We start from the raw sequence: 18,456 nt of genomic DNA, 5'->3' as shown, positions 1-18,456 counted from the left end.
CTCGGCGAGGTGATCCTGTATAACGAACAGCAGGGCATACACACGTACGAGAGGAGGGGCCGTCGATGATCCGCAGTTGGGCGAATCCGCGTCCCGCTCTCGTGCTGCTCTGCCTGATCCTGGAAGTGGCGCTGCTCGACACCGGCAGCCTCACCGCCACCGTCGCGCTCGCGGCGACCGCCGCGGCATCGGCCGCGCTCGCGGTCTGCGCCCTCGTCGCCTCGCGCTGCGCGCCCACCGTGCCACGCACCCGGGTGCGTACGGCCATCCGCGACCGTGACCTCCGTACGGCCTTCCTGTCGCAACGCGACCCGGACGCCAAGGGCCGCCCCCGGCCCCGGGCACCCGGACACGCCCTCCGGGCGACCTTCGCGTAGGGGCACAACCACGCAACTGACCCCGCGCGGGTCGTCATGCCGCCATCACCAGCTTCCGGCACGACGAGACCCCCGGAGGGCTCACGCATGTCCGTCTTCGCCAACCTGGTCGAGCACCTCGCCGACCTGCTCCAGCCGTTGTTCGGCGCTTCCGCGGCCGCCGCCGCGATCGTCCTGTTCACCGCGCTCGTACGACTGCTCGTCCACCCCCTGTCCCGGGCCGCCGCGCGCGGCCAGAAAGCCCGGACCGCGCTCCAGCCGAAGATCGCCGAGCTGCGGAAGAAGCACGGGAAGAACCCCGAGAAGCTCCAGAAGGCCGTACTGGAACTGCACGCCGAGGAGAAGGTGTCGCCGCTGGCCGGCTGCCTGCCCGGGCTGCTCCAGGTGCCCGCGTTCTTCCTGCTCTACCACCTGTTCTCCAGCGACACGATCGGCGGGCAGGCCAACGAGCTGCTCGGCCACCAATTGCTCGCCGCGCCGCTGGGGGAGCGGTGGACTAACGCGCTGGCGGGCGGTCTGTTCGGTGATGCGGGGCTCGTGTACGCGGGGCTGTTCGTCGTCGTGGCCTGTGTCGCCGTGTTCAGCTACCGGCTCAGCAAGCGCATGATGGCCGCGAATCCGGCCGCCCAGGTCGGTGCCGGCGAGCAGCTGCCGGGACTGGGCGCGGTGACCAAGGCCATGCCGTTCATGTCCTTCTTCACGCTCGTCACCGTGGCCGTGGTGCCGCTGGCCGCAGCGCTGTACGTCGTGACCAGTACGACGTGGAGTGTCGTCGAGCGGGCCGTGCTGTATCGGTGACCCGTGAGGGCGGGGTCCAGTACGTGAACCGGGTATTGCGGAGTGGACTCCCAGCTTGGAGGATCGACCAGTCCTCCGATCGCTGTCCCCGCCGCATCCGGGTCGCGCGCATCGGCGGGCGCCCGCGATCGAGGGAGACGTGATCATGAAGCTGCTGCGAGTCGGTACGGCGGGGGCGGAGCGGCCCGCGCTGCTCGACGCCGAGGGGACCCTGCGGGACCTGTCGGGCGTCGTCGCGGACGTCGACGGCGCGCTGCTCGCCGACGAGGCCGCGCTCGGCCGGGTCCGGGCCGCCGCGGACGCCGGTGAGCTGCCCGCCCTGGACGCCACCGGGCTGCGGATCGGACCGCCGCTGGGCCGGATCGGCAAGATCGTCTGCATCGGGCTGAACTACCACGACCACGCGCGCGAGACGGGTGCCGAGCCGCCCGCCGAACCGGTCGTCTTCATGAAGGCGCCGGACACGGTCGTCGGGCCGCACGACACGGTGCTCGTGCCGCGCGGGTCCGTGAAGACCGACTGGGAGGTAGAGCTGGCCGTCGTCATCGGGCGTACGGCCAGGTATCTGGAGTCCGCGGAGGAGGCGCTCGCGCATGTCGCCGGGTACGCGGTGGCGCATGACGTGTCCGAGCGGGAGTTCCAGATCGAGCGGGGCGGGACCTGGGACAAGGGCAAGAACTGCGAGACGTTCAACCCGCTCGGGCCGTGGCTGGTGACGGCGGACGAGGTGCCGGATCCGCAGGATCTGTCCCTCAAGCTGTGGGTCAACGGCGAGTTGAAGCAGGACGGGACGACGGCTGAGCAGATCTTCTCTGTGGGGGAGGTCGTGCGGTATCTCAGTCAGGTCATGACGTTGTACCCGGGCGACGTGATCAATACGGGGACGCCGGCGGGGGTCGCCATGGGCGAGCCCGAGCCGAAGCCGTATCTCAGGGCCGGGGATGTGGTCGAGCTGGAGATCGAGGGGCTGGGGCGGCAGCGGCAGGAGTTCAAAGACGCGTAGGCGCTCCGCTGGGAGAGCCGGGGAACTGCGCTGATGTGTCGGCTGCGGGCCGTCCGTGGTTGATCGCGCAGTTCCCCGCGCCCCTGAAAGGTCAGTTCAGTACTGAGGCCAGGTCGCGCCACGCGTTCCTCGGCAGGGCGTCCCTCGGGGAGTCGTCCACTACCTGGAGGGCCACGTGGTCCGCGCCCGCCTCGAAGAATGAGTCGATCTTGGCGCGGATCGCCGTGTCGTCGCCCCAGGCGAACAGCGCGTCGACCAGGCGGTCGCTGCCGCCTTCCTTCAGGTCGTCCTCGGTGAAGCCGTGCCGGAGGAAGTTGTTGGTGTAGTTCGGCAGGGGGAGATAGAGCTCCAGGAACTCGCGGGCCAGGGCGCGGGCGCGGGCCGGGTCGGTCTCCGGGACGACGCCGAGCTCCGGGGCCAGCAGCGGGGCCTCGCCCAGGATCTCGCGGGCGTGCGCGGTGTGTTCGGGCGTGACCAGGTACGGGATCGAGCCCGCTGCCCGGTCGCGGGCCAGCCGCAGCGACTTCGGGCCCAGGGCGGCCAGGAGACGCCGGTCCGCGGGCACTCCGGCGGTGTCCAGGCCGTCGAGGTGGGCCACCAGGGCCGAGTAGGGGCGGGCGTACTGCTCCTCCCGCTTGGCGTGGCTGACGCCGAGGCCGAGGAGGAAGCGCCCGGGGTGGGCCGACTCCAGGTCCGCGAACGCCGTGCCCGCGGCGTCCGGCTCGTGCTGCCAGATGCTCTGGATGCTGGTGCCGACGGTGAGCCGGGAGGTCGCCTCGATCAGCGGGGCGGCGTGGGCGGCGGAGGTGTTGCCGCCCAGCCAGACGGCGCCGTAGCCGAGTTCCTCCAGTTCGGCGGTGGCCTCGGCGAGTTCGCCGCGCCGGTCCGGGTCCTCCGAGCGCAGGCCCACGCTCCAGATGCCGTACCGGCCGACGGTTTCCTTCAGGGCGGTGGTCATCGGTTGCGATCCCTCCGGTTGGGAGCCGTGCTTGATCACGCGTACGCAGGTGCCAACCGGAGGGGGCGGGTGATGATTCCAGCGGGGTTCAGACTTTGAGGAACTGCTCCAGCGCCTCCACGACGAACCGGTGGTCCTGGAGCTGCGGCAGCCCCGACACCGTCACCGCGCCGATCACGCCCACGCCCTCGACGCTGATCGGGAAGGAGCCGCCGTGGGCCGCGTAGGTGTCGGGGTCGAGGCGCGAGGACTCCTCGAACGTCGTGCCCTTGGCGCGGAAGCGGGCGCCGACCAGGTAGGAGGCGGAGCCGTAGCGCTCGACGACCCGGCGCTTGCGGGCGATCCAGGCGTCGTTGTCCGGGGTGGATCCGGGCAGCGCCGCGTGGAAGAGCTGCTGGCCGGCGCGGTGGATGTCGATGGCGAGCGGGGCCTGCCGCTCCCGGGCCAGTTCGACGAGGAGCGAGCCGAGCGCCCAGGCGTCGTCGAAGCTGAACTGGCGGAAGACCAGGCGGCGTTCCTGCGTCTCCAGTTCCTCCAGGCTCGGCGTGAGCTCCGGCTGGAACTTGGGGCCGAGTTCCTGGTGATGGGAAGGGTTGCTCTTGTGCGTCACAGCGTCACCGTCACCTTCTCGCGGGCCGAACGACGGGCGGCCTCCAGTACGTCCAGGGCGGCGGCCGCCTCCAGCGCGGTCACCGGGTTGGGGCCGCCCTCCAGCAGGGCCTTCGCCACGGCCGCATAGTAAGCGGGGTAGTCCCCGGGGAGGGTCGGTTCGGGGCGGCCGCCGCCTGTCGCGGGGGATTCGCCGGAGCCCACTCGGCCCCACTCCGACTCGGGCTCGACGCCCCAGCCGGGCCCGGGGCGCAGGCCGTCCCGGAGTGCCGCCTCCTGGGGGTCGAGGCCGTACTTGACGTAGCCGGCGGTCGAGCCCAGGACGCGGAAGCGGGGGCCGAGCTGGGCGGTCGTCGCGGAGACGTAGAGGTGGGAGCGGACGCCGTTCGTGTGCGTGATCGCGATGAACGTGTCGTCGTCCGTCTCGGCGCCCGCGCGGCGGATGTCCGACTCCGCGTAGACGGAGGCCGCCGGGCCGAAGAGGGCCAGGGCCTGGTCGACGACATGGCTGCCGAGGTCGTAGAGCAGACCTCCGATCTCTGTGGGGTCGCCGGACTCCCGCCAGCCGCCCTTCAGTTGCGGGCGCCAGCGCTCGAAGCGGGACTCGAAGCGCCAGACGTCGCCCAGCTCGCCCTCGTTCAGCAGCTTGCGCAGGGTGAGGAAGTCGTTGTCCCAGCGGCGGTTCTGGAAGACGGAGAGGAGCAGGCCGCGCTCCTCGGCGAGGGCGGCCAGCTCGCGGGCCTCGGCCGCCGTGCCCGCGACGGGCTTGTCGACCACGACCGGCAGACCGGCCTTGAGGGCGGTGGTGGCGAGCGGCACGTGCGTCTTGTTGGGGGACGCGATGACGATCAGGTCCAGCTCGGCGGCCCGGTCGAACAGCTCGTCCGGGGTGGCGGCGAGGCGTACGTCCGGGAACTCGGCACGGGCCTGCTGCTGCCGTTCGGGGTTCGAGGTGGCCACTGTGTCGAGGGTGAGGCCCTCGGTGGCGGCGATCAGCGGGGCGTGGAAGACGGAGCCGGCGAGGCCGTAGCCGACGAGGCCGACGCGGAGGGGCGAGCCGGGGGCGGTGCCGGGGCCCGTGCCGAGGGGTGTGCCAGTCATGGCACCCACTTTCGCAACGCTGTTGCCAAAGTGCAAGCGCCGGTGACAATGGGGGGTGTGAACAGGGCGGACGACCGTACGGGCGGGATGGGCGGCATGCGTGGCACCGGAGGTGGGGTGAACCTGCTCGTGTTGCGCGGTCACAACGCCGCGCTGGTGCTCGACCTGCTGCGGACCGCCGGGGCCGACGGCATCAGCCGGCTCGAACTCGCCGAGCGGACCGGGCTCACCCCGCAGGCGGTCAGCAAGATCACGGCCCGGCTGCGGGAGGACGGCCTCGCGGCGGAGGCCGGCCGGCGGGCCTCTACGGGGGGCAAGCCGCGGACGGTGCTGCGGCTGGTTCCCGAGGCGGGGCACGCGGTGGGGGTCCATCTGGACCGGGACGAGGTGCGGGCCGTGCTGGTGGATCTGCGGGGGGCCGTGGTGGGGGAGCGGCGAGCCCCGCTCGACCTCGGGGCCGGGGCGCCGGCCGTACTGACGGCGGTGACGGAAGCGGTGCGGGAGACGGTGGCCGGGGTGCCCCCCGGGTCGCCTGCCCGGGCGGATTCCGTGCTCGGGGCGGGGTCTGCCTGGGACGCGGCGGCGCAGGGGTCGGTCTCCGGGCCGGTTGCTCAGTCCGGGTCCTCGCCGGGGGCGGAGGTCGCGCGGAGGGCGGTTGGTGAGGCCGGGTCGGGCGGGGCGGGGTCTGTCCGGGGTGTGGCGGCGCAGGCGTCGGTCTCCATGTCGCTCGCCCGGGCCGGGTCCCTGCTCGGGGTCGGTGTCGCGTTGCCAGGGCCGCTTGATCACGGGCGGGGGGTGCTGCACCGGGTGACCGGATTTCCCGAGTGGGACGGCTTTCCGTTGCGTGAGGCGCTGGCGGAGCGGCTCGGGGTGCCGGTGGTGGTCGACAAGGACACCAACGCGGCGGCGCTGGGCCTGGCCGCCGGGGGTGAGGGCGGCTCCTTCGCCTATCTGCACCTCGGTACGGGGCTGGGCGCCGGTCTGGTGATCGGCGGGACCGTGCTCCGGGGGCCCAGGACCGGGGCCGGGGAGTTCGGCCACCAGGTGATCCAACTGGACGGCCCGCCCTGCACCTGCGGCGACCGCGGCTGTGTCGAGGCGCTGTGCCTCGGCGCGGTGGCGCGTGGCGACACGGGGGAGGCGGCCCGGGTCCTGGGCGCCGGGGCGGCGAATCTGGTGGGCCTGCTCGACATCGACGTCGTCCTGCTGGGCGGCCGCACGGTGGCCGCGGCTCCGGAGGCGTTCGTACAGGGTGTCGGCACGGTGCTGGAGGCCCGGGCCCGGCGGACGGGCCAGGAGGCCGTGCCGGTGCGGGTCGCCCCCGGGGGCGGGCGAGCCGTCGCGGTGGGGGCGGCTCAGCTGGTGCTGGGGCCGGTGTTCGGGCGTGGGGGCGGGTGAGGGGAGCGGGGGCGGAGCGAGCTCTCGGTGGGGAAGAGCCGTGCCAGGTGGTAGTCCAGGACCTTGCGTACGTCCGCGAGGGAACGGCGTTCGTACAGGACGTCCAGGCCCAGCCCGACGGCCCCCGACACCAGCAGGTCGGCCTCGTGCGCGCGGTCGATGCCCGGGGCCGTGAGTCCCGCCGCCTCGCCGACCCCGATGAGGTCCGCGACGAGTCGTTCCAGCGGCTGCTCGGCGGCCAGGAAGACCTCCGCGAGGTCGGGGTCGGTCAGGCTGCGTGCGTAGTACGCCGTGAACACGCGCAGGGCGAAGGCGCGTTGCTCGTCCAGGGGGAGGAACTCGTCCAGCAGCGCACGCAGCAGCGCACACGGCTCGGTCGTGTCGTACGGGATGCGCTCCTGGGCCAGCCGCTCGTTCTCCTCGTGCAGCAGGCGCAGCGCGTCGACCAGCAGGGCGTGCTTGGAGTCGAAGTGGTACTGCACGACCCGCAGTGACACCTTCGCCTCCGCCGCGATCCTGCGCATGCTCGCCGCCTCCAGCCCCTGCCCGGCCGCGATACGCCACACCCCCTCGGCGATCCGGCGCCGTTGCCGCGCCCGGACCTCCGACGGCCGGGACACGGGCGGCGTGCCCGGCTCGGGCAGTGGCTGTCTGCGCCGGCGGTAGGCCCGCGCCTGGCAGCTCCGCGAGCAGTAGACCGGCGGGCGACCCCGGCTCGGACGGGCCGTGGGGCTGCCGCACACCGGGCACGTCCCCTTCTTTTCGTCACGCACACTCTCACGATAGCCCCGCCGCGAAAGTGTGACGTAAGTCGGAAATCGAGGCTGATAGGCGGTCAATGCGCCTCCGTCGATTGGTACGTTCGTAACGTCCGGTCTCGTCGCTCCCGGTGGAGGGGAAGCCCATGAAGTACGACGTCCTTCAGGTTCTCGGCATGGTGCTGCTGGTCGCGTGTGCCCAGGCGCTCGTCCGGCTCCTCGTCGACGACTCCGAGCGGGGGCTGCTGGGCGGGCTCCCCGGTGGTTTCCTCCCGCTGCTGCTGGCCTACGCGGCGCTCACCGCCGCCGGTGTCCTCCTCACCGGCTGGTCCCACTCGCGCGCGAAAGCCCTGGGGCGCCGCTAGGTCGGGTCCGCGGGACTTCCCGGACCTCGGACGTTGCCCCCAGGTGTGCGCGTACGGGCATGTTCATCCCGCCGCGGTTTCGGTAGACGTTGATCGGTTGATCGCTGAGTGGCTGTCCGGTTCCGGGGAGAAGGAGAAGACATGCGGGCCTTCCACCAAGGGCATGCCGGTGCGGCCGGCCGGGCAGCGGGCGGATCCTCCGCCAGGCCACCGGCGTCACCGCTGAGCGCGGCCTGGATCCGGCATGTGCAGCGCGTGGCCGCGGGCCACGACACCCATGAGGCGGCGCCCGAGGCCGAGCACGCCCAGGTGCAGCGGGCCGCCCTCGACCGGGCCCTCGGTTCCCCGGCCAGGCCCATGGAGCCGGGCCTGCGCTCCGAGATGGAGCAGCGCTTCGGCGGGTCGGACTTCAGCGGCGTCCTCGTGCACGACGGGCCCGTGGCACGCGAGTCGGCGGCGGTCCTGGAGGCCAAGGCCTTCACCAGCGGTCGCCATGTCGTCGACGGCGGCGGGATGACCAAGAAGGACTGGGCGCACGAACTGGCCCACTTCGAGGACCAGCAGACCGGACCCGTACCGGGCACGGACAACGGGGCCGGCGTCAGCATGTCCGCCCCGGGCGACCCGGGCGAACGCCACGCGGAGACGAAGGCGGACCAGGTCATGAGCGGACCGGCGCCCGTGCAGCGCACCACCGGCACCCAGAAGGCCGCGGCCGCCGGCTGCCCGGGCGGGGACGGCTGCGGCGACGAGGCCACGGCGGTCCAGCGCCTCCACGTCATCAAGGCCGGCTCCGCGGAGTACCCCAAGAAGCAGCCCGACTCCGACGACTTCTTCGTGGGCCAGGACACCAACGACCAGGGCAGCTGGTACGACGAGCGCTCCCGCTACGCGCCGCCCAAGCCCCACCTGGTCTACGCGGGAGAGGTGGACCTCGCCGTGTCGGACAAGTTCGACCTGGCCGTGGAACACGCCGGCGACGGCAAGGAACCCAAGAACTTCTTCGCCACCGACAAACAGCTCAGCGCGTCCATCAAGAACCTTCCCGGCGCGGGCCAGAAACGCGGGCTCTCGCTGTCGAAGACCGGCAGGACCCTGACCATCGAGGGATCGGGCCGCAAGGTCGTCCTCTACGAGGTCGAGCCCAAGTACCGCAAGGAGAAGGGCGGCGAGAAGACCAAGGGCCTCGACGTCCTCACCCCGCAGCGCTGCAACGAGATGATCGGCTTCGTGACCGGGAAGCCGTCCATGTACCGCGAGGCCGACAACCGCTACTGGGAGACGATCGAGCAGTTCCTCGCGCGCATGGAGCCCGGCGGCGGCTGGAAGGGGAAGTTCCAGGAGGCCATCGACAGCGGCGGCGTGGCCGGATACGACCAGATCACCTTCGGCATGAGCGGCCGCTTCCAGCAGCTGGTCCGGGAGTCCCCCGAGAACGCCGAACGGGTGCTGCGGGACCTGGAGGCCAACCAGCACGCCGCCATTCCCAGGGTCGGCGACGGCATGGTGACCATGGCACGGCCGGACGCCGAGCAGCACGAGAGGCGTACGGAGGCCCGGCTCGAAGGCTCCGACAACCACATGGACTACCACTACGGCGGTGTGGTCGCCGTGAGCGGCAGCGACTACATCACCATGGAGAACTACGCGCGCGAACAGCACGACGACAGCATGAACACCCTCGACCGCAACGATCCCCTCTGGTACTTCCGGATGTACGGCAAGGAGGCCGGCCGGACCTGGCACGAGGGCTGGACCGGCTCCGCCGACAACGGGTTCCTGGGCGCCACGCTCACGCTGACCCTGCGCCACTGAACGGGAACGCGGATGCCGCCGGCGCGGAAACCACCCGACCCCAAGGTCGTCGAGCATCTCCGGCACGCCCAGCGGTGCGCCGGCAACGCGGCCGTCGTCCGCATGCTCCGTGCCGGAGGGGGGAGCGGAACGGCCTGAGACCTGCTCCCCGAGGCCGGTTGTCCGCCGACCGGGCGGTTTCGCACCGCCGTTCGGGGGCCGTTGCGGGCCGCGTCGCTCGCGATCGCCCGCATCCGGCAATGTCACATGTCCATGCGACTCTGCACGCCCGCTCACCTCTGCCTGGCGGCGGCAGCCGCCGTCCTGCTCCCCGGTGCACACCCGGCGCACGCGGACGATCCGGCGCCCGCCTGTGCCGCGCCCGACGACCACACCTTCCCGCTCACCACCCGCGTCCACGGCGGCCCCGGCTCCTACGCGGCCGGGGGCGGGTACGGGACCTGGTACCTCGACCTGACCAACACGACCGACCGGACCTGCACCGGGATCCATCCCGTCGTCGTGCTCGTGGACGACAAGCGGGCGCTGGAGCCGTCCCAGCCCCGGCTGGAGTTCTTCGAGGGCGCGCGGTCCCACGCCGTGCGGTTCGAGAAGACCGGTGAGGACGAGCTCGTCGGGGCGCTGGCCGACGACGAGAACCGGTTCGCCGGGTTCACCGTCGGCCCGGGCAAGACCGTCACCGTGACGGTGCGGCTCGCGATCACCTCGGACGCCGTGCCCAACGACGTCACCGCCAACGCGGCCGTCGTACAGCGGCACGACGACGACGGCGACTGGGTCGGGCAGTCCAACGACTACCGGTTCGGCATCGCGAGTGACGCCCCGGTCGACGGCGGTGACGGGGAGATCGACGGCGGCACCGACTCCCAGCCGGAGACCGAGCCGGAGCCGGAGGCCTCGGTCCCGCCCCGCGAGGACCGCTTCCCGTTCGCCGAGGAACTCGCCCGAACCGGAATCGGCCTCCGGGTCACGGCGGCCGCGGCGGCGCTGCTGCTCACCGGGGGCGGGGTACTGCTCCTGGCACGCCGGCGCCGCTGAGGCGGCCGTACCGCGATGCGGGTCCGTGCACCGTCCCGCCTGTCGGGACGCCATGACCGGCCCATTCCGCATGATCCGGCCACTGTCTAGGCTGGGTCGCACGCTGGACCGCGTACGGCAGGAGATCCCGCACATGGCAGACCGCAAGCCCATCGAGTCGTGGCTCACCGACATGGACGGTGTGCTCATCCACGAGGGCGTACCGATCCCTGGCGCCGACGCCTTCCTGAAGAAGCTGCGCGAGTCGGGGAAGCCCTTCCTGGTCCTCACCAACAACTCGATGTACACCCCGCGCGACCTGCACGCCCGGCTGCGCCGCATGGGCCTGGACGTGCCGATCGAGAGCATCTGGACCTCGGCCCTGGCCACCGCCCAGTTCCTGGACGACCAGCGGCCGGGCGGATCGGCGTACGTCATCGGCGAGGCGGGGCTGACCACCGCGCTGCACGACATCGGCTACATCCTGACCGACCACGAGCCGGACTACGTCGTCCTCGGCGAGACCCGCACCTACTCCTTCGAGGCCATGACTAAGGCGGTGCGGCTCATCCTCGGCGGCGCCCGTTTCATCTGCACCAACCCCGACGAGACCGGCCCCTCCACCGAGGGCCCGCTGCCCGCGACCGGCGCGGTGGCGGCGCTGATCACCCAGGCGACCGGCAAGAAGCCGTACTTCGCGGGCAAGCCGAACCCCCTGATGATGCGGACCGGACTGAACGCCATCGGGGCGCACTCCGAGTCCAGCGCGATGATCGGTGACCGCATGGACACCGACGTGCTGGCCGGCATGGAAGCCGGGATGCAGACGTTCCTGGTGCTCACCGGCCTGACCCGGCCCGACCAGGTCGAGGACTTCCCGTACCGGCCCTCGCAGGTCCTGGACTCCATCGCGGACCTCGTCGACCGGGTCTAGACGGCGGGCCCACAAGGGCAGCGCAGCCAAACCCGTCGCCACCCGTTCGGAGCAGTCGCCGCGTCCCTGAGGATGCGTCGACCCACCGTGCGGGGGAGGCTCCAGGCATCTGGAGGTTCACGATGGGTTCCCTGAGGTTCACTCTCTGTACGAGCGTCCTGGTCGCGGCCGCCCTCACGCCGACGGCGTTCGCGGCGGACCCGGGGGGCGTCTCGGTGACCCCGGCGACCCCCGCACCCGGCAGTGACGTCGCGCTCCGCGTGACCGGCTGCGCGGCGCGGACGGCCGTCGCCGCCTCGACGGCGTTCGTCGCGGACGCCCCGCTCACCGTCACCGGCGGTGAACTCATCGGCGAGAGCCGCGTGCCCTCCACGCTCAAGGCGGGGACGTACCCCGTGAAGATCACCTGCGGGGACGCGGAACGGACCAGCACGCTCACCGTCAAGAAGGACCGGGAGAGCCGGGAGAGCCGGGAGAGCCGGGAGAGCCGGGAGAGTGCGGGTCCGGCCGCGTCCGGGGCTGCGGGGCAGCCACCCGCCCCGGGGACGGGCGGGCGGCAGCCCCTGCCCGAGGGCGGCGGGCCGTCACCCGAGTCCGAGCCCGAGCCTGAGTCCGAGTCTGAGCCTGAGGCCAAGCTCGATCCCGGGCTCGAGGACGAAGGCCAGCCGTTCGCCTCCCGGCGGCCGGGCGCGCACGCCTCGCCCGTCGCTCCCGTCGAGGCCGGCGGTGGCGGCGCCGCCCACCTCGTCGCCGCCGAGGACCGGGTTGCCGGGCCCGGCGCCGCGCAGGGCGTGATCGGCCTGATCCTCGCGGGAGTGGCCGCGGTGGCCGTCGCGCTGGACAGTGTCCGCCGGAAGCGCGGAACGGACTGACCATGTCCGACCTCGATCTCGACCGGGTGCGCAGACGCCCCTCGGGCTCCGGCCGGCTGCTGGCCGGCGTGGCCTGGGTGGTGCTGCTGCTCGGGCTCTGGCTCTGGGGCCGCGAGGTGACCGACGTACGGCACGGCATCTCCGCGCCCACCACGGGCGACATGGCCGCGGCCGGACGCCCCCCGGACGTGAAACTGCCCCCCGCGCACCGCCCGCTCGGCGACGCGCTGCCGCAGCGCGTCGACATCCCCGGCATCGGCGTCCAGGCACCGGTGGTGGCGCGCGGCCTGGACCGGCGCGGGGCGCTCGATCCGCCGCCGTACGACCAGCCGGGGGTGGTCGGCTGGTACGCGGGCGGGGCGGCACCCGGGGCGCCGGGGACCGCGCTGCTGGTCGGGCACGTCGACAGCGAGACCCGGCCCGCCGTCTTCTACAAGGTCAGCGCCCTGCGGCCGGGCCAGACGATCCGGGTGATCCGGGCCGACACCAAGGTCGCCGAGTTCACCGTCGAGTCCGTCCAGGTCCTCACCCGCGACCGCTTCGACGCTCACCAGGCCTACGGTCCCCGCCGCTCGGGCCGGGCCGAACTGCGGCTGGTCACCTGCGGCGGCAGCTTCGACCGTACGACCGGCAGCTATACGGCGAACGTGGTGGTGTCGGCGTACCTCACCGGCACCGGACTGTAGTGAGACGCCCAGCTGACCGCACTGAGACCCCCCACCAACCCGGCCGACGACCCGCTCCCCCTGAAGTCGACGACCGGGCCGGTCCTCGACCACGCGCGCACGGGCTGCGGGAGTAGCCCGGCGAACTGCGCGGGAGGCCACGGGAGCCACGGTGGGTGAAACTCTGGCCGAAGGCCGGGTCGTGCTGAGAAGACTGTAGAACCAAAGGGCCGCCCGGGCCTAGAGGTTGAATACGTCAAGTCCCGATACGGTGGCTCTGCGTCATCCACCCAGGTGGGTTCCGCCTCGTGGGTGTCGCGGGACGTATGTCAGGATTGAGACTTGGAACGGTGCACCCAAGGGGGAGTTGGATGTACGGCAGCAGGGGGGCCGGGACGACCGCCGGGAGGCGGATGTCCGCAGTGGTGCTGGGGGCGGCACTGCTGATCACGGGGTGTTCCTCCTCCGACGGAGGAGACGGATCGGACGGCGGCGCGGACGCCGGCGCCGGGATCACCCAACAGCCCAAGGAAAAGGCCCCCTTCTGGGTCAACCCGGACGGCACCGCGGCACAGCAGGTCGCCGCGCTGGAGAAGTCCGGCAAGAAGCAGGAGGCCGAGCAGATCCGCAAGATCGCCGAGCAGCCCGTCGCCGAGTGGGTCGGCCCGGACAACCCGCGGGAGCAGACCCAGGGCTTCACCGAGGCCGCCGACAAGGCCGGCCGTACGGCCCTGCTCGTGCTCTACAACATCCCGCACCGCGACTGCGGCCAGTACTCGCAGGGCGGCGCCGCCGACGGCAACGCCTACCGCGCATGGCTCGACGGCGTGGCGGAGGGCATCGGCAACCGGTCGGCCGCGGTCATCCTGGAACCGGACGCCCTGCTGCACCTCGTCGACGGCTGCACGCCGGAGCAGTTCCACGAGGAGCGCTACGACCTCCTCAAGGGGGCCGTCGCCAAGCTGAAGTCGCTGAAGAACACGAAGGTGTACCTGGACGCGGGCAACGCCGGCTGGGGTCACCCGGACCAGATCTTCGAGTCGATGAACCGGGCCGGCATCGAACAGGCCGACGGTTTCTCGGTCAACGTCTCCAACTTCTACTCCACCGACGAGTCCATCGCCTACGGCAAGCAGCTCTCCGCCAAGGTCGGCGGCAAGCACTTCGTCATCGACACCAGCCGCAACGGCAAGGGCCCCTACACCCAGGGCAACCCGGACGAGCGCTGGTGCAACCCGCCGGGCCGCGCGCTGGGCGAGACACCCACGACGAAGACGGCCGACCCGCTGGTCGACGCGTACCTCTGGGTCAAGCGGCCGGGGGAGTCGGACGGCGAGTGCAAGGGCGGCCCGAAGGCGGGCCAGTGGTGGTCGGACTACGCACTGAAGCTGACCAAGGCCAGCTCCTAGAAGGCCGGGCAGACGTCGTCGACCTGTTCGGGGTCGACGGCCAGCTTCTTCTCCGCCTTGCTCAGCTCCCGCTGTGCGAGGGAGCAGAGCCGGTCCATCCAGCGTTCGGGCGCGAGGGGGATGGTCGAGGTGCGTGAACCGTCGACGATGGTGAGGGACTTGCCGTCGGTGCTCGGGGAGAGGACCGAGCCGTAGCCCACGTAGTAGCGGTAGGTGTCCTGCCGGTCCGCCACGTCCCAGACGACTTGTTCACCGGCGGCGGTGGTGGTGTGGAGGAGGCGGTCGCCCAGGAAGCGGCCGAGGTAGTGGACGCCGTTGGTGGTGAGGTCCGGGAGTTCCTGTTTCTTCTGGACGTCCCACAGTTGCACCCGGCCGCCGGCGTACTGCACGGCGAGGATCCTGCCGTCCGGGGAGAGGGCCAGCGACCTGGCCGACCGATGGTCCTCCTCCCTCTTGATCCACCTCTTGAACTCGCCGGTCGTGAAGTCCCAGACGCCGATCTCGGCCACCGTCCGCACCACCGCCTGCGCTTTTCCGGGCAGGGCGGTGGCGTAGGTGCCGGCCGCCTCGTTGGCGATCTGCGCGCTCTCCTGAACGGGAGGCCGATAGATCTCGCCGTCCATGCGACCGGTGTCGAGCCGCCATCGGGATACGTAAGAGAGCCCCGAGATCACGGCGTGTTCGTTGTCGGAGAAGCTCAGGTTGATCCAGGACGGGGTGAGGCCCGTCTTGGGGTCCGGCCCGGAGGCCGTGATGCCGGGTGGGGCGGGCAGCTCGAGGACGTGCTCCTCCTTCAGGGAGCCGCCGTCGATCCGCCAGACGAGGACCGTCCGTTCGTCCTCGGCGACGGTCAGCATCCGTCGCCCGTCCGGACTGAAGGCGGCGTACAGGCGGGCCAGCGGCCGGGACGGCCGCGCGGTCGCGAGGAGCCGGTGGTCGGACAGGTTCCACAACTGCAGTCCGGTGCCGGCCGCGTCCACGACCGCCATCCTGCCGCTCGGCCCGTCCGGTGTGCGGATGCGGTTGACCAGGGAGTTGCTGTCGAAGGACGTGGGCGGCTCGACGCGTACGGTGACGATGCTCCCGCCGATGGAGACGGCGGCGCGCAGATCGTCCGGCGGACCGGCGAGCGCGACCGCCGGAGCGAACGAGCGGCCGGTGATGTTCTGGTCCTCCGAGGCGGCAGCGGGGGTGTCGAAGGTCGACGGCCAGCCCTTCTCCAGATCGATGACGAGGAACCGCATCCTGCCGAGGTCGGTGCCGATGCGCCCGGTGGGGTTGATCAGGTAGCGGCCGGTGGCGTCGAGCCTGGGTGCGTAGAGCGGGCACAGGCCCGGGAAGCTGCTGTTGCTCCAGTTCTGGAAGCGCCGGGGTGTGCTGCCCAGCCGCCAGGCTTCCAGTGCGCCCTGCTCGGTGCAGGTGACCAGGACCTGGCCGTTGCCGCTGACCGTCGCGGAGGCGGTGGTGCGCTCGTCCCAGGGGCGGTGCGGCGAACCGCCGGCCAGGTCCCAGGAGACCAGCCGGCCCTGCGGGTCGTCCGCTTCAGCGCCGGAGGGCACGATCCGCCCCACGACCGTGTCGTCCGCGGCGAACCAGGCCTGTGCCGTGTCCCAGCCCTTCGGCGGCACGAGCGTGCGGCCCGTGCGGCGGCCGTCGTCCGCGTTCCACACGAGCACGCCCTCGCCGGGGATGGCGGCGAGGATCCGCTTTCCGTCCCCGTCGAAGCGCAGGTCGTTGGGGGCGCGTGGGTTCTTCTCGACGGCCTCGCCCTCGCGCAGGACAGTGGTTCGAAACTTGTCCGGGTCGGAGGGGATCTGCACACCGAGGGAGACCAGCCCCCAGCCACTCGCCCGGGCCGCCCTCCGCCCGTCCGCCGAGATGGCGATCCGCTCGGTGTCGCGCCGCTTTGAGAAGAGGCGTGGTGGGGGGCGTTTCTTCCCCTGCAGGTTCAGCCGTACGAAGTCGCCGTTGCCCAGCACCGCGTAGGCGTACGTGCCGTCCTCCGTCAGCGCCACGTCCTCGACATCGTTCCGCCCCTCCATCACCACCCGCTCAACGTCCTGCAACCGCAGGTACTGCGCGAGCAACGATGACCGTGCCTCGGGCCGGGCCTCCGCCCGATACGCACCGACCGCGTACAGGGAAGAGGCGGTCAGGGACGTGCTGTCCAGACTCGCCGCCTGCTGCGCCAGCCGATCCGAAGCCAGCCGCCGCTGCTCCGTCAGCAGGTTCAGATACAGCACGGACACCACCGCCGCCGCCACCACGGCCAGTACCGTGACCACCGCCCACAGCACCCGCAGATACCGCTTGCGGCGCTCGGACCTCGCGGCCTCCCGCGCCTTGCGGTCCCGCAGCCCGGCACCCGCCTCGATGTACTCCCGGTCCTCCTCCGTGAGTTCGTCAGGCCGGTCTGCGAGCCACCGCTCCGCCGCCGACAGCGCCGGGTCCTCCAGCAGCAGCCCGTCCGGCCGCCCGGCCCGCCACCAGCGGGCCCGGTCGTAGCGCAGTTCGCCGCGCCACGTGAGGAACGTACGGTCGGTCTCCAGCTGCTCCGCGAGGGGCTGCCAGTGCTCGATGAGGGCCTCGTGGGCCAGCTCTACCGTCTCGCCCCGCTCGGGGTCCGCGCCCACCACCAGGACGCGGGCCTCGACGAGCTCCCGGGCGACGGCCCACCGCTCCTCGCCCGCGTCACGGCGTGCGAGACGGGCGCGCAGGGCCGTGCCGCTGCCGGGCGGGACCTGGATCAGCGCGCGCAGCAGCCCGGTCGCCGCGCCCGGCGCCGCACCCCGCAACGCCCGCTGCCACGCCGAGTCGGCCCTGCTGCTCAGCACCCCGCCGAGGCCGCCAAGTTCGCGGTAGGTGTCGAGGCGGAGCCGGCCGCCGAGCTGCCGTTCCCACAGGGTGGTCAGGACGAATCCGAGCAGCGGCAGGGCTCCGGGGCGGCCCGCCGCGTCCTCGATGAGGCGGTCGGCCAGTCCGCTGTCGTACTCGACACCGGGGAAGGCCCGCAGGGGCAGTCTGACCACCTCGGTGAGCTGCTCGCGGGTCATCAGGCCCAGTTGGTGCGCGGGCGCGCCGCCGACCAGCCGGCTCAGCTCCGGGTGGCGCAGGGCGGCGTCCTGGAAGTCGGTCCGCAGTGCCACCAGCACGGCGACCGAGGGGTGGCGGCATGCGTCGAGGAGCGCGTCCACCAGGGCGCGCAGTTCCTCCTCGGGGCGCAGCAGCAGCGCCTCCGACTGGTCGAGCGCCAGTACGAGCCCGCGTGCCGACCTGTGGGTCCGAACCGCCTCGTGGACCGCTGAGGCGTCCGGGCGGCGGCCCTCCGCGCGCAGGGTGACGACCTCGATGTCGCGTTCCCTCAGGCGGGGCAGTACGCCGGCCATGAGGAGGGAGGACTTGCCGGAGCCGGAGGGGCCGGTCAGCGTCACACAGCCCTCGGGCAGGGAGCCGTGCGGGCACAGCAGGTCGACGACCGCGGTGACGTCCTCGTCCCGGCCGAAGAAGTGCGCGCTGTGCTCCTCGGTGTAGGGGCGCAGCCCGGGGAAGGGGGAGGAGGGCGCGAGCAGTTCGGCGAGGTCCGGCAGCTCGTCGAGGACCGTGCGGGTCGGGATGCAGAAGCTCTGGCCCCGGTGGGCCGGGGAGATCGAGGCGACGATGCCGACCACGGCACCGAGGTCGTCGTCCCACACGGCGGAGCCGCTGAAGCCGGGCTGGACCGGGTCCGACTGGCCGTCCTGCGGCGACATCTGCAAGCGGCCGGTGCCGGTACGGGCGCGCAGCCGGGCCGTGTGCCAGCCGCCGCCGGTGTCGTCCCTCGGCAGTCCGAAAACGATGGCCCTGTGGTCCCAGACGTCCCGGGGCGCGACCATGACGACCGGCCGGGCTTCCGAAAGCGGGCCGGCCAGGGAGAGTACGGCGACGTCCCCGGTACCGTTCGCGCGCACCGGAACCCAGTCGCGGACGACGGCTTCCTCGACCCCACCCTCGCGGAGGACCAGGCCGACGCGTACGGGGCCCTCGGGCGGTTCCTCGCGCCTGGTCGGCAGTCCCAGGGCGTCCAGTACGACATGGGCGCAGGTCAGGACCAGGGTGGGTGCGATGAGCACTCCCAGGCCGCCGATGCGCCCGTCCGTGCCCGAGACCTGGACGGTCGCGGCGGCCAGGACCTCCTCGGCCACCGGGTCCGACGTGGTCGACTCGGTCATCTCCCGTATCCCCCGCCACCGTTGACCACACGCGTTGCCGATGTCGTACCCGAGACCACACCGAATTACGTGCACAGGTCAAGCACGTTTCCCGTCACGCCCTCGCAGCGGACATGCGAAAGGGGCGCCCTCCGCACAGGAGAGCGCCCCGATCAGCAGGGAACCACGG

At 72.2% G+C, this 18,456-nt stretch carries 16 protein-coding genes; 11 read left to right on the top strand and 5 right to left on the bottom strand.

Annotated elements, in window-relative coordinates:
• The first annotated feature begins 65 nt into the window (after positions 1-65).
• From AC07DF_RS37300 to AC07DF_RS37290, 3 genes are all read left to right on the top strand, one after another.
• Positions 66-377, top strand: a complete 312-nt coding sequence (locus AC07DF_RS37300) for a DUF6412 domain-containing protein (RefSeq protein WP_478981306.1) — start codon at positions 66-68, stop codon at positions 375-377.
• Between the two features lie 87 nt (positions 378-464).
• Positions 465-1,175 (top strand): YidC/Oxa1 family membrane protein insertase, encoded by a 711-nt coding sequence (locus tag AC07DF_RS37295; protein ID WP_478981304.1) that lies wholly within the window; start codon positions 465-467, stop codon positions 1,173-1,175.
• A 145-nt stretch (positions 1,176-1,320) separates the two neighbouring features.
• A complete protein-coding gene (locus tag AC07DF_RS37290; protein WP_478981302.1) occupies positions 1,321-2,178 on the top strand; it encodes a fumarylacetoacetate hydrolase family protein in 858 nt (285 codons plus the stop codon).
• A 91-nt stretch (positions 2,179-2,269) separates the two neighbouring features.
• On the opposite strand, the gene AC07DF_RS37285 is transcribed toward AC07DF_RS37290, so the two are convergent.
• The 3 genes from AC07DF_RS37285 to AC07DF_RS37275 form a co-directional block, all read right to left on the bottom strand.
• Positions 2,270-3,136, bottom strand: coding sequence for an LLM class F420-dependent oxidoreductase (locus tag AC07DF_RS37285; RefSeq protein ID WP_478981300.1), 867 nt, complete (start codon positions 3,134-3,136; stop codon positions 2,270-2,272).
• Positions 3,137-3,224: 88 nt separating this feature from the next.
• Positions 3,225-3,746 (bottom strand): heme-degrading domain-containing protein, encoded by a 522-nt coding sequence (locus AC07DF_RS37280; RefSeq protein ID WP_478981298.1) that lies wholly within the window; start codon positions 3,744-3,746, stop codon positions 3,225-3,227.
• Positions 3,743-4,846, bottom strand: coding sequence for a Gfo/Idh/MocA family oxidoreductase (locus tag AC07DF_RS37275; protein ID WP_478981296.1), 1,104 nt, complete (start codon positions 4,844-4,846; stop codon positions 3,743-3,745). The genes AC07DF_RS37280 and AC07DF_RS37275 overlap by 4 nt, the downstream gene beginning before the upstream one ends.
• A gap of 96 nt (positions 4,847-4,942) precedes the next feature.
• Between AC07DF_RS37275 and AC07DF_RS37270 the strand changes: the two genes are divergently transcribed.
• The gene (locus AC07DF_RS37270; protein WP_478981561.1) at positions 4,943-6,244 is read left to right on the top strand and encodes an ROK family transcriptional regulator; all 1,302 of its coding nucleotides are present in this window, start codon (positions 4,943-4,945) and stop codon (positions 6,242-6,244) included.
• Here the strand turns inward: AC07DF_RS37270 and AC07DF_RS37265 are convergent.
• Positions 6,202-7,017 (bottom strand): TetR/AcrR family transcriptional regulator, encoded by an 816-nt coding sequence (locus AC07DF_RS37265; RefSeq protein WP_478981294.1) that lies wholly within the window; start codon positions 7,015-7,017, stop codon positions 6,202-6,204. The genes AC07DF_RS37270 and AC07DF_RS37265 overlap by 43 nt on opposite strands.
• Positions 7,018-7,148: 131 nt before the next feature.
• Between AC07DF_RS37265 and AC07DF_RS37260 the strand changes: the two genes are divergently transcribed.
• From AC07DF_RS37260 to AC07DF_RS37230, 7 genes are all read left to right on the top strand, one after another.
• Positions 7,149-7,367 carry a hypothetical protein gene (locus tag AC07DF_RS37260; RefSeq protein WP_478981292.1) on the top strand — a complete coding sequence of 73 codons (219 nt, stop codon included), beginning with the start codon at positions 7,149-7,151 and terminating at the stop codon, positions 7,365-7,367.
• A gap of 141 nt (positions 7,368-7,508) precedes the next feature.
• Positions 7,509-9,182: an eCIS core domain-containing protein gene (locus AC07DF_RS37255; RefSeq protein WP_478981290.1), complete on the top strand. Its 1,674-nt coding sequence runs from the start codon at positions 7,509-7,511 to the stop codon at positions 9,180-9,182.
• A gap of 246 nt (positions 9,183-9,428) precedes the next feature.
• Positions 9,429-10,220, top strand: a complete 792-nt coding sequence (locus tag AC07DF_RS37250) for a hypothetical protein (RefSeq protein WP_478981288.1) — start codon at positions 9,429-9,431, stop codon at positions 10,218-10,220.
• Between the two features lie 133 nt (positions 10,221-10,353).
• Positions 10,354-11,133 carry an HAD-IIA family hydrolase gene (locus tag AC07DF_RS37245; protein ID WP_193478283.1) on the top strand — a complete coding sequence of 260 codons (780 nt, stop codon included), beginning with the start codon at positions 10,354-10,356 and terminating at the stop codon, positions 11,131-11,133.
• A gap of 122 nt (positions 11,134-11,255) precedes the next feature.
• Positions 11,256-12,005 (top strand): hypothetical protein, encoded by a 750-nt coding sequence (locus AC07DF_RS37240; RefSeq protein ID WP_478981286.1) that lies wholly within the window; start codon positions 11,256-11,258, stop codon positions 12,003-12,005.
• A 2-nt stretch (positions 12,006-12,007) separates the two neighbouring features.
• Positions 12,008-12,691, top strand: coding sequence for a class F sortase (locus AC07DF_RS37235; RefSeq protein ID WP_478981284.1), 684 nt, complete (start codon positions 12,008-12,010; stop codon positions 12,689-12,691).
• Positions 12,692-13,041: 350 nt separating this feature from the next.
• Positions 13,042-14,079: a glycoside hydrolase family 6 protein gene (locus tag AC07DF_RS37230; protein ID WP_478981282.1), complete on the top strand. Its 1,038-nt coding sequence runs from the start codon at positions 13,042-13,044 to the stop codon at positions 14,077-14,079.
• Here the strand turns inward: AC07DF_RS37230 and AC07DF_RS37225 are convergent.
• The gene (locus AC07DF_RS37225) at positions 14,076-18,287 is read right to left on the bottom strand and encodes an nSTAND1 domain-containing NTPase (RefSeq protein WP_478981280.1); all 4,212 of its coding nucleotides are present in this window, start codon (positions 18,285-18,287) and stop codon (positions 14,076-14,078) included. The two genes, AC07DF_RS37230 and AC07DF_RS37225, sit on opposite strands and share 4 nt — an antisense overlap.
• Positions 18,288-18,456 lie beyond the last annotated feature (169 nt).

Source organism: Streptomyces sp. NPDC044719 (assembly GCF_056433405.1).
This window is presented reverse-complemented; position numbering and strand designations above follow the sequence as displayed.